This is a genomic window from Actinomycetota bacterium (assembly GCA_030019255.1).
Lineage (GTDB): Bacteria > Actinomycetota > Geothermincolia > Geothermincolales > RBG-13-55-18 > Solincola_A.
Genome location: JASEFK010000003.1, coordinates 229,115 through 245,490 on the forward strand (window position 1 = coordinate 229,115; position 16,376 = coordinate 245,490).

At 65.5% G+C, this 16,376-nt stretch carries 12 protein-coding genes; 2 read left to right on the plus strand and 10 right to left on the minus strand.

Features of this window, described 5'->3' with window-relative positions; all coding sequences use genetic code 11:
- Window position 1: 1 nt before the first annotated feature.
- On the minus strand, window positions 2-193 hold the full coding sequence (locus tag QME84_04000; GenBank protein MDI6873431.1) for a pyruvate formate lyase family protein: 192 nt from the start codon (window positions 191-193) through the stop codon (window positions 2-4).
- Window positions 194-349: 156 nt separating this feature from the next.
- Here QME84_04000 and QME84_04005 point away from each other — a divergent pair, with 156 nt between their 5' ends.
- Window positions 350-2,575 carry a methyl-accepting chemotaxis protein gene (locus QME84_04005; GenBank protein MDI6873432.1) on the plus strand — a complete coding sequence of 742 codons (2,226 nt, stop codon included), beginning with the start codon at window positions 350-352 and terminating at the stop codon, window positions 2,573-2,575.
- Here QME84_04005 and QME84_04010 read toward each other — a convergent pair.
- The 5 genes from QME84_04010 to QME84_04030 all read right to left on the minus strand — a co-directional run bounded on the left by QME84_04010 (window position 2,562) and on the right by QME84_04030 (window position 8,448).
- Window positions 2,562-3,995, minus strand: a complete 1,434-nt coding sequence (locus QME84_04010; GenBank protein ID MDI6873433.1) for an amidase — start codon at window positions 3,993-3,995, stop codon at window positions 2,562-2,564. The genes QME84_04005 and QME84_04010 overlap by 14 nt on opposite strands.
- Window positions 3,996-4,592: 597 nt before the next feature.
- Window positions 4,593-5,390, minus strand: coding sequence for a sigma-70 family RNA polymerase sigma factor (locus QME84_04015; GenBank protein ID MDI6873434.1), 798 nt, complete (start codon window positions 5,388-5,390; stop codon window positions 4,593-4,595).
- A gap of 109 nt (window positions 5,391-5,499) precedes the next feature.
- On the minus strand, window positions 5,500-5,973 hold the full coding sequence (locus tag QME84_04020; GenBank protein ID MDI6873435.1) for a response regulator transcription factor: 474 nt from the start codon (window positions 5,971-5,973) through the stop codon (window positions 5,500-5,502).
- Between the two features lie 380 nt (window positions 5,974-6,353).
- Complete coding sequence (locus tag QME84_04025) at window positions 6,354-6,989, minus strand: response regulator transcription factor (protein MDI6873436.1); 636 nt, start codon at window positions 6,987-6,989, stop codon at window positions 6,354-6,356.
- Window positions 6,990-7,065: 76 nt separating this feature from the next.
- On the minus strand, window positions 7,066-8,448 hold the full coding sequence (locus QME84_04030) for a GAF domain-containing sensor histidine kinase (protein MDI6873437.1): 1,383 nt from the start codon (window positions 8,446-8,448) through the stop codon (window positions 7,066-7,068).
- A gap of 763 nt (window positions 8,449-9,211) precedes the next feature.
- Here QME84_04030 and QME84_04035 point away from each other — a divergent pair.
- On the plus strand, window positions 9,212-11,248 hold the full coding sequence (locus tag QME84_04035) for a PAS domain S-box protein (protein ID MDI6873438.1): 2,037 nt from the start codon (window positions 9,212-9,214) through the stop codon (window positions 11,246-11,248).
- Between the two features lie 143 nt (window positions 11,249-11,391).
- On the opposite strand, the gene QME84_04040 is transcribed toward QME84_04035, so the two are convergent.
- From QME84_04040 to QME84_04055, 4 genes are all read right to left on the minus strand, one after another.
- Window positions 11,392-11,586 carry a hypothetical protein gene (locus QME84_04040; protein MDI6873439.1) on the minus strand — a complete coding sequence of 65 codons (195 nt, stop codon included), beginning with the start codon at window positions 11,584-11,586 and terminating at the stop codon, window positions 11,392-11,394.
- A 125-nt stretch (window positions 11,587-11,711) separates the two neighbouring features.
- On the minus strand, window positions 11,712-13,208 hold the full coding sequence (locus QME84_04045) for an NAD(P)/FAD-dependent oxidoreductase (GenBank protein ID MDI6873440.1): 1,497 nt from the start codon (window positions 13,206-13,208) through the stop codon (window positions 11,712-11,714).
- 373 nt (window positions 13,209-13,581) lie between these two features.
- Window positions 13,582-15,753, minus strand: coding sequence for an FAD-binding oxidoreductase (locus QME84_04050; protein ID MDI6873441.1), 2,172 nt, complete (start codon window positions 15,751-15,753; stop codon window positions 13,582-13,584).
- Window positions 15,675-16,307, minus strand: coding sequence for an FAD-dependent oxidoreductase (locus QME84_04055; protein MDI6873442.1), 633 nt, complete (start codon window positions 16,305-16,307; stop codon window positions 15,675-15,677). The genes QME84_04050 and QME84_04055 overlap by 79 nt, the downstream gene beginning before the upstream one ends.
- Window positions 16,308-16,376 lie beyond the last annotated feature (69 nt).

Here is a 16,376-nt window from a genome sequence, read left to right on the forward strand (position 1 = left end):
TTCATTCTATAAACTGGTAATTGGGGTCCTGCAAGCCGGCTTCCTCCATGACCTCGAGGAAGAGGTAGGTGAGGTCGTTGACCGCGTCCCGCCCCTCCCGGTCGGTGCCTCCCACAATGGCTGCCTGGACCACCAGGTATCCCCCGTAGTACCGGCTGATCTCGTAGTTGGGGAGGAAGTGGCCGATCTCCACTCCACGCCGCGGCTACCTCTATTATGCCATCTCCGATCAAGGCGGTGAGTGGGGATGTCGATTAATGCAAGGGGAGCCCGGAAGGAAGCTCACGGTCCCGGGCGTCAGGCCAAGCCCCACGGGTGGGGAACGGATCGAAGAACGGTAAGGGGAGACGTGCTGAACGGCGAGGAACGGTCCACGGAAAGAGAGCGGCTTCGGGCGGGCTTCGAGTCCGCCTCCCGGCGCCTGCTGGCCAAGGCCACCCTGTCGGCGGTCACCATCCCCCTCCTGGTGCTGGCCCTCTTCTCCCTGACCATCTTCAGGTTCACCGCCCGCCAGTACCTCGTCTACCTGCTGGCCGTGGTGGCGGTGGTCCTTCCCCTGGCCGTTATCCTTGCCCTGGCCTACCTGGGGATGCAGCGCTCTATACTCGAGAGGCTCCTCTCTTGGTACGACCGGCCGCGGGACCCTTCCGACCTGGAGGACCGTCGCCTGGCGGTACGACTGCAGAAAATCCTCCACGGCTCGGGCTTTCGCCACGGGCTCGTCGTGGCCGTGGGTATCTTCCTCAGTTTGACCTTGAGCGTAGCCCTCTTCGGCCGCTACGCCGACTTCACGCCCTACCTCACCGTATCCTACATCGCCCTTGGCTTCCTGCTGGCCCTGGTGGATTTCCTGGTTACCGTGTTCCTCTCCCATCGCGAGATGCGCCCGGTAATGGGAACCTTCCTCCGGGCCTGCCGGGGCTTCGGTTACCATACCGCCCCCGGGTTAGGGGGTAAGATCCTCGCCCTTTCCCTGGTCATCATGTCCCTCACCCTGGGCATAGCCTGGATAGCCTCCGCCTACCTGGCCAGCGACCTGCTAAGGAATGAGGTGAAGGCAAGGAGCGGGGACGTCATCCGCCTGCTGGCCGGGGAGCTGGCCCCGCATGTCCGGGCAGGGGATAGAGCCGGCCTGGAGAGGGCAATGGAGGAACTCTCCCCGGGCCCGGGGGTGCGAGTGGCGGTGCTTAACGGGCGCGGGGAACCGTTCTTCGAATACCGTTCGGAGTTAATCGAGGACTCCGTCTGGCAGGAACTGGTAAGCGCCTGTGCGGCGCCGGGCGACGGCCCCTCCAGCGCGCTGCGCACGAAAGAGAACCGGGAGTACCTGGTCGCCTCCTCTCCCCTCGAGGGCCTTCCCGGATGGACAGTCTTCCGCGCCGAGCGCGTGGATCCCTCCTTCCATGCCCTGTGGAGGCTCACCCCCACCATGCTGCTCCTCTTGCTGGTGAGTGCCGGGGTGGCCGCCTTCCTCACCCTGGTCATATCACGTAACATCTCCGACCCCATGCGCAGGCTGGTGGGCTGCTGCCGGGTGGTGGCCTCTGGGGACCTGGACGTGGTGGTGCCGGTGGACTCCCTCGACGACCTGGGAGAACTTTCCTCCTCCTACGCGGAGATGCTCGAATCGCTACGCACCATCAGCCTCGGGCTGAGGGAGACTTCCGGCGAGGTGAGCGAGGGAGCGGAGAGCATCGTGGCCGTCTCCGAGGAGTTCATGGCCGCCATCGAGGAGCTGAACGCCCTGGTGCAGGACCTCTCCGGCCAGATCGAGGACGAGGTGCGGCAGATACGCAACCTGGAGGAGATCATGCTCGGCGTGGCGGAGACCATCTCCATGGCCCATTCCCAGGCCAGCCGCACCGTGGAGATCGGCCGCGACGCGGAGAGGCTGGTCCTGGAGGGCAGGAAATGCGCCAGGGAGGCGGTGCAAAAGATAGCCGATTTCAAGGATCTCCTGGACACCTCCATGCAGGCCGTACTCTCCCTGGGCGAGAGCTCCAAGAAGATAGACACCATTGTGGAGGTCATCACCCGCATCGCCGACCAGACCAACCTGCTGGCCCTCAACGCGGCCATCGAGGCCGCCCGGGTCCCGGAACACGGCAGGGGTTTCGCGGTGGTGGCCGACGAGGTGAAGAAGCTGGCGCAGGAGGCGGCGGCCTCCGCTCACCGCATCAGCGACCAGGTGAGGGCTATCCAGAAGGACGTGGAAAGGACCATCAGCCTCATGGAGAAAGGGACCATGGGCATGCACGTGGGCATGGAGACGGTCAGTCTCACCGACCAGTCCCTGGCTTCCATCTCCGAGGTGGTGGGGCAGATGGCCCGCATGGCGGAATCCATCGCCCGGGCCTCCGCCGAGGAGCTCGAGCAGAGCGAGAAACTGGCCGCTTCCCTGGAGGCCATGCACCAGCAGGTGGAGAGCACGGCCCAGGCCTACGAGGAGATAGGGAACTCCTCGGAGCAGCAGACCCAAGTGACCGCGGAGCTCACCGGCACGGCGGAGAAGCTGGCGGAAATAGCCCACCGCCTCCAGGACATGGTCTCCAGGTTCAAGGTCAGCCCGCGCTGACCGGGGGGCGCCTGCTGGCCCATGGCCGCGCCTCCTCCAGCTGAGCGGCCAGGCGGAAGAGGACGGCCTCCTCCCCGAAGCGAGCCATGAAGTGCACCCCCACCGGAAGCCCTTCCCCGTTCCAGTACAGGGGCACGTTCATGGCCGGCTGCCCGGTTATGTTGCAGATGGGGGTAAAGGGCACGAAAGCCGCTGCCCTGACGACGCCGTAAAGAGGGTTGTCCGGAGGCGAGTCGAAGGTCCCCAACGGCGGCGGGGGCTCGGCCACGGTGGGGGTGAGCCAGAGGTCGTATTCCTGGAAGCGGCGCGCGAAGTCCCGGGCTACCCTCTGCAGGGCGGTCACGGCGATAAGGTACTGGGCGGCGCTGAATCCCCGCCCCATCTCAATGAGCGCCCAGGTGAGGGGCTCGAACATCTCCGGCGCGGGGGTCTTACCCACCGCGTCGGCCATGCCGTCGGCCATCCAGGCCTGGGCCGCTCCCCACAGGGTCATGAAGTGGGGGGTGATGGCCTCTACGTCAAGGCCGAGCCCCTTCTCCTCCACCTCGTGTCCCAGCTCCGCGCACAGGCGCGCCGCCTCCTCCACTGCCTTCATGCAGTCCGGGTGCACCTGGGCCTCCCCCTCCCCGGTGGTATAGGCGATGCGCAGCCGTCCCGGGTCGGCTCCCACCTCCTCGAGGAAGGGGCGGGAGGGAGGGGGAGCCCAGTAGGGGTCGCCGACATCCGGCCCCGCGGTGACATCCAGGAGGGTGGCGCTGTCCCGCACGGAGCGGGTTACAGCGTGCTCCACCACTAGCCCGCTGATGATGTCCCCCACCGCCGGGCCCAGGGGGTTGCGGGCCCGGGTGGGCTTGAGGCCGAAGAGCCCGCAGCAGGAGGCGGGGATGCGGATGGAGCCTCCACCATCGTTGGCGTGGGCGGCGGGCACCATGCCCGCAGCCACCGCCGCCGCCGAGCCGCCGCTGGAGCCCCCGGTGCTCCTTCCCGTGTCCCAGGGGTTGCGCGTTGGGCCGAAGAGGTGGGGCTCGGTGGTGGGGAGGATACCGAACTCCGGCGTGTTCGTCTTGCCAATTATCACCAGGCCGGCCCTCTTCAGCCTGGCCACCAGCTCGCTGTCGAAATCGGGGACGTAATCCTCGAAGAAGGCCGAGCCGAAGGTCATGCGCACTCCCCGGTAAGCGGCCAGCAGGTCCTTGAGGAGGAAAGGCACCCCGGTGAAGGGTCCCTCCGGGAGTTTTCCCTTCGCCTCCTCGAGGGCGCGCTCGAACATGGGCGTGACCACCGCGTTGAGCTCGGGGTTCAACCGTTCCACGCGACGGATGGCCGCCTCCACCAGCTCAGCCGGGCTCACCTCTCCCTTGCGTACCAGCTCCGCCTGGGCGGTGGCGTCCAGGTAAGCCGTCTCCTCCACCAGGGACATCTCCGCTCCCCCCTTTCTCGCCGATCGTCGCCTCGCAGGAACCGGCGCGCCATGCGGTCACCCCCGGGACCGTCTGGACACGAAGCCCCCCGCGGCCCAGGCGCCTTTCGCGCGCCAACCGAAGGTCCACCTAATATTTACCCCCCGCGCCCGGCGCTCAATCGGGAGAAGGCCGTGTCCATGGAATCCACACGAGGAAAGAAGATCGGATCCCATGAGGTCACGATTGTCATATGGCAAGTTCTTCCACTCACGACGTGTTCCGGGGTGTTGATCATCATATCCAGATATCGCTCCGGGAATATCCAGATATCGCCCTGGGAAGGAGAAAGGGGTGCAGGCCCCGCCGCCGGCCACCGGCTCTCCCCAAGATGACCGAAGATCGACTCAATGAGGCGGGCGTACACTTGATCACCGTCACTTTACTAAAGATCACCGTCACTTTACTAAAAACCGGTCCCCTTCCTCGAGTTACCGATCCCCGATCAACCCGTCGCGCCCCCAGGATGAGGGCGTGGTTGTTGGCCACCGTACCAGAACATGCCCCACGAGCGAAACCATCTGTCCGGTCTCCCATTGTGGTTAGACACCCCGACCTCAGGCGATGTCGGTCTCCGCGCGGCAGGCTCCGGCCAGCATCTCCACCGCCTCGCGGATGAGGCGCGAGACGTGCATCTGGGATATCTTGAGCTCGTGGGCGATACGGGTCTGGGTCATCCCCCTCCGCAGGCGCATTTCCAGTACCTGGCGGTGGCGGTGGGGAAGCCTGGAAAGGCCCTCCTCGAGCGTCACCCATTTTTCCACCTCCTCGAAGGCGGGGTCGTGTTCCCCCACCAGGGAGCCGAGGGTATCGCCCTCCTCCTCGCCGCACACGTAATCCAGGGAATAGACGTTTCCGGAACGTTCCGCCGCCAGTACCTCGATCACCTCTTCCTCGGAGACGCCCAACCTCTCGGCCAGCATGGCCACGTCGGGGCGCCTGCCCTCCTGCTCCAGGGACCTCCATTCCGCTTCCACCCGGTGCCGGAGGTCGCGCAGGGGGCGGGGCATCCGTATCAGATCCAGGTGGTCCCGGTAATGCTTCTTGAGCTCCCCTTCTATGGTGGGATAAGCGAAGGTGATAAAGGATATGCCCCGCGAGGGGTCGAAGCGCTGGATGGCCTTCCACATCCCCAGCGCCGCCAGCTGGAAGGCGTCCTCGTAGGGGAGGCGGTCGGAATGGTACTTGTGGGCGAAACGGTGCAGCAGGTCCCGGTACCCCTCCAGGAACTCCTCCTTGGCCCGGGGATCGTCCCCCCGCCGGATGCGCTCTAGGAGCTCGGCCTCCCTCCGGCGCCGCGCCTTCCTCTCCTCCGGCGAAGCCTTGCTCTTGACAGCCCCCGTCCCGTCCTTCATGCGACCTCCTCGCTCATCTACCCTAAACCGCCGCCGTGACCGCGGCACAATGCGGCACAATCATTCCTTTTTCCCCGGCAGCTGAAGCCGGCGCAACGATGCGTGGGCCTCAGCTCCCGCCTTCCGAGGCGAAATCCTCCAGCTTCAGCCCCAGCCTCCGGGCCAGGAAACGCCCCAGGTAGCGTCCCCCGCGCGCCACCTCCCGCACCGCCTCCACCACCTCTTCCGGGGTGCAGTCCTTGCTCACATAGCCTGAGGCTCCCAGGGAAAAGGCCCTCCTCACGTAGAGGGGGTCCTCGTGCATGGAGAGGACCAGCACCCTCATCTCCGGCTGCATTTCCCTTACCTCCTCCAGGACCTCCAGCCCGCTGCGGTCGGGAAGGCTTATGTCCAGGATGAGAAGATCCCACTTCTCTCCTCGCACCCGCCGGAGCAGCTCCTCGGCGTTCTCCGCCTCTCCACATAAATCCAGATCCTCCTCGCCTTCCATGATCCTTCTCAACCCGGCGCGGATGACCCGGTGATCGTCGGCCACCAGTATCCTCGTCCTCCCACCGCATCCCCCTCCGGAAGCACCCTCCATTCTCAATTCCTCACCATCTTTCCCAGTCCGCTGCGCCGCCACCCGGACGCCGAACCACCATGCTCCCCTCCCGTTCTATCTCCCAGCAACCTCCGCCCCGAAGGGGTCTTCCGGTCTCGACCCTCCATGGTCTTTTCCTGTCCTTCGGCCCCACCCGGAAAGCGGATCGCCGCCCTTCACGCTTTACCGTATGCGGGAGGAGGGCAGGTGCGGTAGAGGAATGTGTCCGGTTCGAGTGTAGGAATTTTCTTACCAGTGGAGGGCGGGCATCGATTCAATGACGTTATCGGTGGGCAGTCTGTTCTTCCCAGTAGAAATTTTCTTATCAGTGGAGGATAGACGTCGAGGCACGGGAGATGCGAAGGGAGAAGGCAGCTGCCTCAGGGAAGGAGGCCGTTGCGCAGGGCGTAGCGGGTGAGTTGAGCGTTGTTCTCCATCCCCATCTTCTCGAGCACGCGGGCACGGTAAGTGCTCGCTGTCTTCACGCTGATGTTCATCTCCTGGGCGATGTCCTTGAGGCGCTTTCCGGAGGCCAGCCCGAGCAGGACCTGGAACTCCCGCTCCGAGAGCCGCTGGTGCGGATGTTCCTCCACGGGGGACACCAGGTTTTCGGCCAGCCTCTCCGCCAGCCTGGTGGTTATGAAACGGCCCCCGGAGGCCACCTTGTGCAGGGCGGCCACCAGCTCCTCGGCCACCCCGTCCTTGGGCAGGTAGCCGGCAGCTCCGGCCTTCAAGGCCATGACCGCGTACTGGTCTTCGGGATAAACGGAGAGCACCAGTACCGGGAGGCGGGGAAAGGCCGCCTTCAGGTCTCTCAGGACCTCCAACCCGTTGCGGTCCGGGAGGTTGATGTCCAGGATCACCACGTCCCACCTCTCCTCGGACACGCGGCGCATGAGTTCCGCCGCCGAGCCAACCTCCGCGCAAGTTTCCACCCCGGGGTCTTCTTCCAGAATATGGATGATGCCCTTGCGCACCACCGGGTGATCGTCCACCACCAGGACCCTCATCTTCATGCCTTCCCTTTTCTCCGCGGACCGCTCCCCATCACCCGGAAACCGCGTATTCAACCGACCCGCGGTCCCGTCCCGTTCATCCGCAGGGGATCCTGACCTCCACGACCGTTCCTCCGCCCACCCGCCGGTCTATCTTGAGGGCGCCGCCCAGGGCGTAAGCCCTCTCCCTCATGCCCAGGATGCCCAGGGCATGGGGCGATTCTACCTCCTCTTCCTCAAACCCTTTTCCGTCGTCCTCGACGCGCATCACCAGTTCCCCTCCCTCCCGGAGGAGGCCGATTTCCACCCTGCCGGCCCCGGCGTGCCGGACCACGTTGGTCATCGCTTCCTGGGCGATGCGGAAGAGGGCCACCGCGGTGTCCCGGTCCGGGGCCTCGGCTCCCGGTTCCAACCGGAGCAGGCATTCCACCCCGTTCATCTCCTCGAACCTCTTCGCCAGCCACTCCAGGGCGGCCGGGAGCCCCAGGTCGTCCAGAACGCTGGGGCGCAGCTCGGTGGCGATCTGGCGCACCGCCCCTATGGTCTCGTCCACCATCTCCGTGAGCTCGGCCAGCTTTTCCACCGCCGCCCCATCCGGGGCCAGCTTCCTGGAAAGGAGAGAGATCTCTATTTTCATCCCGGTCAGAGCCTGGCCCAGGGTGTCGTGGACCTCCCGGGCTATGCGCCGTTTCTCCTCCTCCCTCACCGACTGGAGGTGGGCGGAGAGGGTGCGCAGTTTCGCGGCAGCCTCCCGCAGTTCCTCCTCCCTGCGCCTGCGCTCCCGGATCTCTTTCTCCAGCTTCTGCACCGCCGATTCCAGGTCCCGGGTCCGCTTCCGCACCACCTCCTCCAGCTGGTTACGGTACCGGTCCAGCTCCCTCTCCGACCACATGCGCATGACTGCCACCGCGTAAAGGTCGGCCAGGCGCGAGATCGCCTCCAGGTCGAAGGAGACGTAATCCCGGACGGAGTTGGCCAGGGCGATCTGGCCCACCAGCATGCCGCCCATGAGGGCGGGCACGGATAGGAAGCGCCGGATGGGTATGTGGCCCTCGGGCACCCCGGTGGAACGGGGGTCCCGGGAAGGGGAGTTGGTCAGGATCGGCCTGCGGTTCTTGAGCACCCATCCCCACAGGCCCTTGAACTCCCGGAAGATGTAGTCCTTTTCCCGCATGCGGCATTGCTCCCAGACATCCCGGGTCATGGTGGGGCATACAAGGTGGCCGGTCTCCTGGTCGATGTATCCCACGTAACCGAAGGGACTTCCGGTGAGCCTCTTGGCGTATTCCAGGACCTTCCAGGAAATCTCATCCAGGTCACTGGATACCAGGAGGGTGCGGGCCAACTCGGCCAGGGCCCGGTTCTGCTCCCTCTCCCGGACCAGGGCCTCCTCCAGCCGGGCGACATGGCTTTCCAGGCCGGCCGTGTCCTCGCCATCCCCGGCCCGGTAGCCCGGCGGATCGTTCTTCCGCTCACTCACCAAGATCCGGAACCTCCCCGGTAGCTTGAAACCGCTATCCCGAAAAGAACCTCAGGCTCACGCCCTTGAAGGGGGCTTCCGGCTCCGCTTCCGGCCTCCACGCCCATCGCCGCTTCTCTTGCCTTCCCCTGCATGTCACCCGTCGCCCTCTCCGGGCCGGCCCCCCGAAAGGGCGCGGCTCTCGCGGACGTCAAGCGCACGGGCCCCGACCGTTTCCGCGGGGCCGGGCCATATTTGAATCATAGCATCATGGCCTCCATGACCGGATACCCGCTTGTATCATTCGGACGCTCCGAGTTTCCGGGGCACGGTGGCCTGGAAATTCCCGGCAAAGCCCTTCTACCCCTCCCGCAAGCAACCTCGAAAGACTTCCAGGGCGGCAAGACGGGCGCTTTTGCTCCGCCGGGGCAGGCTTTCGACGTATCCGCAGCCCAACGGCGGCAACGTCATCGCCGCGCACCACGGGCACTTTTCACCGCCGGGGATGGGCCGATGCTCCCGCTTTCCCCTAACCAGCGGCCTGCGCCTTCCGTGCCCCGGGGCCATAACGCCTGTGCTCTGGACTCCCCGTCATTTCGCCCGGGGCCGATTTCCCGGGCTGGCCGCATGTCCGGGAACCTCCCGGGCCGGTATGGTGACCGGTAGGATTTTCTCCGGATACCTTATTTGAACAAACCCACACGACCGATATAAGGTATGGTTGGAAGCCGGGAATTGATCTCCGCCGGCCGCCGGAGGCGGAAAGAGGAGGTACGGGGCGAGTATGGCGGACGAGGAAAACGCCGGGAAAAAGGGTCACCCAGGGGACTCACGGGAGGAGCTCCTGAAGAGGCTGCGGGAGTCGGAGGAGCGCTACCGCCTGGTCTTCGAGCACACCCCCATCGGCGTCTTCTATTATGACTGCGACATGGTGATAACCGACTGTAACCGGCGCTTCGTGGAAATGATGGGAAGCTCCCGGGAGAGGATCATCGGCCTGGACATGCATCAGCTCAGGGACCAGGGCCCGGTGCCGGCCATCGCCGAGGCCCTGGAGGGACGGGAGGGGACCTTCATCGGTCGCTACGAGTCCACCACCGGAACGGGAAGGATATGGGCCTCGCTGCGCACCGCCCCCCTCCGGGACCGGGAGGGGCGCATCATCGGCGGGGTGGGCATCGTGGAGGACATCACCGAGCGGGTGAACATGCAGCGCCAGCTGGAGGAGAGGGAACGCTTCCTGCGCCGCCTCACCGACAACATGCTGGACCTCATCAGCCAGGTGGACGTGGAGGGTCGCTTCGTCTACCTGAGCCCCTCCAACCAGAAGGTGCTGGGTTACAAGCCGGAAGAGCTTATCGGCACCCACGTTTTCGAGCTGGTGCACCCCGAGGATCTCCCGCGGGTCACCGCCGCCTACCGGGATTCCGAGAAAAAGCTGGCCCCCGGGAGGGTGGAGTTCAGGGCCCGACGCGCCGACGGCGGCTACCTGTGGGTGGAATCGGTGGGCAACCCCCTCTTCGACGAGGAGGGGAACCTGCTGGGGGCCATCTTCGTCACCCGGGACATCTCGGAGCGCAAGAAGATGCAGGAACGCCTGGAGCGCCTGAACCGCTGCTTCCTGGAACTGGGCCCCGAATCGCTTTTAAACATAGTAACTCTGGTGGACGCGGCTAGGGAGATCCTGGAACCCGCCCTGGTGGTCTACGGACGTGTGGATCGCGGCCGCTACCAGGTCTATGTTTCCGCCGACCCCACCTGGAAGGGGTCGGCAAGCAAGGATGACGGCGGGCAGGGAGGTCCGAGCGATGTACCGAGGGCGGGCGGCGGATCCTTCCGCGAGGTGGAGGCCCCCGAGGAAATGGTCTGCTACCGGGTGGTGCGGGAACAGCGGGAGACCCCGGTGTGCTACGAGGACCTGGAACCAGCCGATTATTTCAGGTTGGGGCTGCCCGAGGGGGCCAAGGGACTCCGCTCCTTCCTGGGCTACCCGGTGCGGGTGGAGGGACGGGTGGTGGGATGCCTGGGCGCCTTCCGGGACCGGCCCGGACCCTTCGAACCCGAGGAGGCCTACCTCCTGGGCATGGTAGCCAGGGCGGTGGCCGGGGAGGAGGCGCGCCTCGCCCACCGGGAGGAGCTGCGCGACTTCATGGATATCGCCTCCCATGAGCTGCGCCACCCCATGACCATCATCAAGGGATATACCTCTACCCTCAGGAAGTACCTGGAGCGCATGGACCACAAGGCGGTGCGGTCCATGCTCGGGGACATCGAGAGCGGGGTGGACAAGATGGAGAGGATGATCTACCAGCTCCTGGATGCCGCCCGCCTGGAACGGGGGAGGATCTCCCTGGAGATGGAAGAGGTGGACCCCGCCCGCCTGGCCGCGGACCTCCTGGAGGAGGCGCGCGCCAGGTGGCCGGAGAACCCTTTCACGCTGTGTGCCCCGGCCGGCCTTCCCTCCGTCCGCGCCGACTTAGAGAAACTGGGCCAGGTGCTGGTCATACTCCTGGAAAACGCGGTCAAGTACTCGCCGCCGGGTTCCCCGGTGGAGGTGGAGATTGGCCCGGGCGAGGAAGGAGAAGTGGTCTTCTCCGTCCTGGATCGAGGCCCGGGAATCGCTGAAGGGGAGTGGGAGAAGGTCTTCGAGCGCTTCTACCAGGCGGACGGGCCCCGGAAGCGGCCCACCCACGGGCTGGGGCTGGGGCTGTACATAGCCCGCCGCATGGTGGAGGCCCATGGCGGGAGGATATGGTACGAGCCGAGGGAGGGCGGAGGTTCTTGCTTCCGCTTCACGGTCAGAACCGCTCGGGCGGGCTGAAACACCGGCGGCACCTTTTTAATAATCCCTGCAGCGGCTAATAGCTCCTTCCACCCAGGGAAGTTTTCCCTTCCGCTCCAGGTACCGTCTTGCCTCTCACACGACGAGGAGCTACCTTCTCGAGCGTTCGGCGAAGGGAATCCTCAAGCGAAATATCGCCCCGGGAGATAGGGGACCTGCTTCACCAGGTGCAGGATGAACCTCTTCCGGGACTCGTCCAGTCGGGCGAACTGCAGGACCAGGGCGGCCGCGATGCCCAGGGGCAGCAGCCTCTTGAGCAGGCCGCGAAATCCCTTCCTGGAATTTTCTTCCTCCACGATGACGGGAATCCGAGCCATCGTCTCTCACCTCCCCGAAAAATCCTCGGCCATACGACCGTTTCCGGCACCGGACATGGTGAACCCGTCACCATTTTCGCATTCCCGCGCGTTCCCCTTCATCCCCTCCCTGCTATGCACCAGGCTCACTCGTACCTGTCCACCAGGTCGGCGGCGATGATGCCCGAGCCGATGGTGGTGGGGACACCGCCCCCGGGATGGGTGGAGGCCCCGGCCAAGTAGAGGCCTTTCACCGCCCTCGACCTGGAGCGGGGGCGGAAGACGATCTGCGCCGAGAGATCCTGCTGCAACCCGTAGATGGCCCCGCCGGGATTGCGCAGGCGCCGCTCGTAGTCCAGGGGGGTGAGTATCTCCGCCACCTTGACGTGTTCCTCCAGGCCGGGAACCGCTTTCCGGGAGAGCCAGGCCACGGCCTCCTCGAGGAAGCCCCTCTTCTCGCGATCCCAGTCCGTCCTCTCCAGGCGATAGGGTCCCATGAGGATGACGTTGAGGACGTGGTGGCCCTCCGGGGCCAGCGAGGGGTCGGACATGGTGGGCCAGCACACCAGTCCGAACTGTTCCCGCGGAAGCAGGCCCCGGAGGCAGCTGTTCCACCAGTAATCGTTCATCTCCTCCAAGGGAGCGGTGATGATGGTGTGATGGGCGTTGAGGGGCGGCTCGTAATCCACCCCCAGGCAGAGCATGATCGCGGAGATGGAGGGCTGGTAGCTGCGGATGCCGTAACGCACCAGCGGGGGGAGGTGTTCCTCGCCCACCAGGTCCAGGTAGAGGGTCCGGGCGTTGATGTCGGAGACCACCGCGTGGCAGGTGATCTCCGTCCCGTCCTCGAGGACCACCCCGCGCACCCGTCCCCCGCTTACCAGCACTCTTTTTGCCGCGGCGCCCAACCGTAGTTCCATGCCCCTTTCCTTCCCGCAACGCGCCAAGGCCCCGGGGATGGAGACCATGCCTCCCCTCGGATACCAGACCCCCTCGTGCTCGCTGTATCCCAGGATGGCGAAGACGCCGGGAGCCAGCTCCGGGGGGAGTCCCACGTACCAGGCCTGGAAGGACATGGTCTCCAGGACCCGCGAGTCCTTGAAGTAGCGGGAGAGCACGCCCTGGTAGGAACCGGTGAAGAGTTCCCGGTACTTGAGCAACCCGGGGGTACGCGCGAAGACGCGCAGCAGGTCCCCGAAGCCGTTCATGGGGCTGGTGAAGAAGCCCTTGCGGGTCTCGGCCAAGAAGCCTCCCATGCGCCCGGCGAATTTTTGGTAATTCTTACCATCAGCCTCCGAGAGGCGGGAGAGGGCCTCCTCGGTGCCCTCTAGGGAGCGGGGGATGGTCACCTTCGTGCCGTCGCGCAGCACGCACGCGTACACCGGGTCGCAGGGGATGAGGTCCACCTCCTGCTGGAAGGTGGTCCCCAGGCGGCGGAAGGCCTCCTCGATGGGGCTGATGACCTCCACGATGGAGGCCCCCAGGTCGAACCGGAAGCCCTCCCGCTCGAAGGTGGAACAGCATCCACCCACCAGGTCACTCTGTTCCAGGACCAGCACCTTGCGCCCCTGCCCGGCCAGCACGGCCCCGGCGGATACCCCGCCGCATCCCGCGCCTATGACCACCACGTCGTAATCGGCCATCTCTCCAACCTCCTTGGAGTCACCCATGAAAATCGTTGTCAAGACAACTACTTGCAGGCCCGCTCCTTTAAGGTCTCCTGTTTAAGGACCAGAATCGATCACCTATCCGTGCTCTTACAATCGGACACACTTTACTTCGGGAGCCGGCCTCTCAATCAGTCCCTTTCCCTGTCCGGCACCTTCTTCTCCCCGATTTACCATCTGTCCCTGCATTTAATACCCTATACCCATTGGATACTGAATTTCGGCAGGCTTACCGAAAATTGAAACCTTGCAGGATGAAGCCCGGTGCTTTCAACGGCACAACACCGGTACACAGCCAATACGCCTACAGCATTCCGTCGTCTTCGGTCACCCCGTCGAGACTCGACCCTCAGACTTGTTTCGCTACCCCACGTCCATTACCGCATACCCCGGGGGTAGCTAAAAACAAGTTCGGACCCCTTGGACTTAGATCCTTATCCTCAGGTCGGAGAGGGGGAAGGACATGCAGGGGTGGATGAAGCCGGCCCTCTCGTCCACCCAGCGCTTGAGCACCCTCTCGGGGACGAAGACCTTCCCCTCCACGAGCCTGGTGCGGCACACGCTGCACTCCCCGGCCCGGCACAGGGCCTCCACGGTGAGGCCTGCCCTCTCCAGGGAACACATGAGGGGGCTCCCCGCAGCGGGCGGAAAAGGTCCTTCCCGTCCGCTCCTCGGTCACCGTGAAGAGGGCCTCGGGGTCCGCCCCCGGCCAGCCGGGCTCGGTGGTGATGTCCTGGAGAGGGCCGTAGGCCTCGCGCTTGATCCTCCGCCGGGGCACCCCCAGGGAGAGAAGGGCCTCGGTGCATAGGGGGTAGAGGGGGGCGGGGCCGCAGAGGAAGAAGGTCTTCTCCTGCGGGTTCTCCACCAGGCAGGAAATGGTATCCTTGTCCAGCAATCCGCAGAGGCCGGCATAGCCCTCCGGGGGCTCGGAGATGACCAGGTCCATCCGGAACCAGTCCTCCCCTTCCGCGAGCTCCCGGAGCTCCTCGCCGAAGATCACGTCCCCGGGGTTCCGGCTCCCGTAGAGGAGGTGAATGCGGAAGGGCCCTCCCCTCTCCGCCCGCTCCCGGATGATGGAGGCGAAGGGGGTGATGCCCGAGCCCCCGGCCAGAAAGACCTGCTCCCGGGTGTCGGTGAGGGGCTCAGGGTAGAAGCTCCCCGCGGGACCGGTGGAAAGGAAGGTGTCCCCCACCCCCACCCGGTCCAGCAGGTAGTCGGAGACGAAGCCGTTCTCCACCCGGCGCACGGTGAGGTCCCAGTAGTCCCTGCCCGGGGGGGAGGAGATGGAATAGGGCCGGGAGGTGAGCACCCCGTCTATCTCGCAGAAGAGGTTTACGTACTGGCCAGCGCGGAAGGAGGGAAGCTTCCCTTCCGCGGCCTCCATCCTCAGGGTCCTGGTGCTCTCCGTCTCCTGGATGACCTCCGCCACCCGCAGCCTCACCCGGTCGGGGTGGAGGGAGGAGAGGGCTCTCTCCACCACTATGTTGGGGGTTTCCCTGAGCTCCACGCCCTCCACCTGCTTCTCCAGGTCCGCCCGCAGCCTGGTCAGCGCCTCCGCCGACGGTCCGCCCTTCTCCAGGTCCTTGAGGACCTGGCGGGCGGTGAGGTACCCGGAGTACAGGGAGGGCTCGTACCCGCCCCCGATGTTCACCCAGGCCCCCGCGAAGTAAAGCCCCTCCACGGGGCCCATGGCCGGCATGCGCGTGAGGCCCGTCCCGGCGAAGTTCTCGTCGAAGCCGATGATGCTCCCCCCCGGGTTGCGGGAATAGCGCATGTTGGTGAGCGGGGTGGCCACCTCGACGACCTCGATGTGCTCCCGGAGCCCGGGGGCCACGCGCTCCGCCAGCTCCAGGACGCGCTCCGCCACCCGCTCCTTGGCCTCGAAGTAGCGCTCCGGGGGCAGCCTCAGCCACGGCTCGGCGTTGGCGATGCAGGTGCACACGATGCAGGAGGTGCCGGGGGGCGAGAATTCCTCATCCACGGCGTTGTAGGCGGTGACGGCGATGTCCGAGGGCTCCATTACCTCCCCCGCCTGCATCCTCCTCCAGTTGCCGTCCACGTCGAACCCGTCGCTGTAGAAGGTCTCGTGGTGGGTGAGCCCCAGGTCGCGGCAGGGGCGGTCCACGCCCAGGTAGAGGTTGACCGTGGAGGCCCCGGCGGACCAGGCTCCCAGCCGGCGCAGGTACCAGTCGGGGGTGTTCTCCCGGCCCAGGAGCTGCAGGCAGGTGACGTAGGGGCTGGCGTTGCTCACCACCACGGGGCAGAGTATCTCCGTCCCGTCCTGGGCCACCACCCCCCTCACCCTTCCCTTGTCCACCAGGAGGCGAGACGCCCCGTTGCGCAGCCAGACCTCGCCCCCCATCTCCTCTATACGGTCCATGAAGGCCTGGGAGAGGGCCTGGGACTTGCCCTTGACGTGCCAGGGGCCGAAGCGCAGGTAGCTCACCGTGCCCAGGGCGTAGGTGAGGAAGGAGATCCGGGAGGGCGGGCTGCAGTAATATCCGCAGATGACGTCCAGCACGGTGCGGGCCGCCGGTCCTTGATCAGCGGGTCCCTGACCTCCTGCAGGCTCTTGCCGAAGTAACGCAACAGAGTGGAAAATTCTTCCTGGTTCTCCATGACCATCTTCATGCCCACCCGGTTGGCGCGCAGGGCCTCGGAGGCGTAGCGGAACATGATGTCCGTGAACTCGCGTATCCCGTCCGTGTCGTCGGGGAAGCTCCCGCAGAGGGCCTCCACGTAGTTCTCCCGGCCGACGGGGACCACCACGTCCACGCCCCCCGGGAGCACGCAGCGGTAGAAATCGGGAATGGGTATGAACTCCACCTTTTCCGTGATTCCCAGCTCCTTGAACATCCTCCACAGGGGGCCGGGGTTCTTCTCGTCCCCCAGGCCGGAGAGCTCGTGCAGGGAGATCTCGAACTCGAAGCGCCCCCGCAGGAAGGAGGTGGCGTAGCCGCCCGGCACGTAATGCCTCTCCAGGACGAGCACCCTCCTCCCCTCCCTGGCCAGGTTGGCGGCGCAGGAAAGTCCTCCCAGCCCCGCCCCGATGACCACCACGTCGAAGTCCTTCATCTCCTCCTACCTCCCGCTGACCTTGCCGGCATATGCCTCCGCCGTTCCCGTCACTTCATTCACCTACTT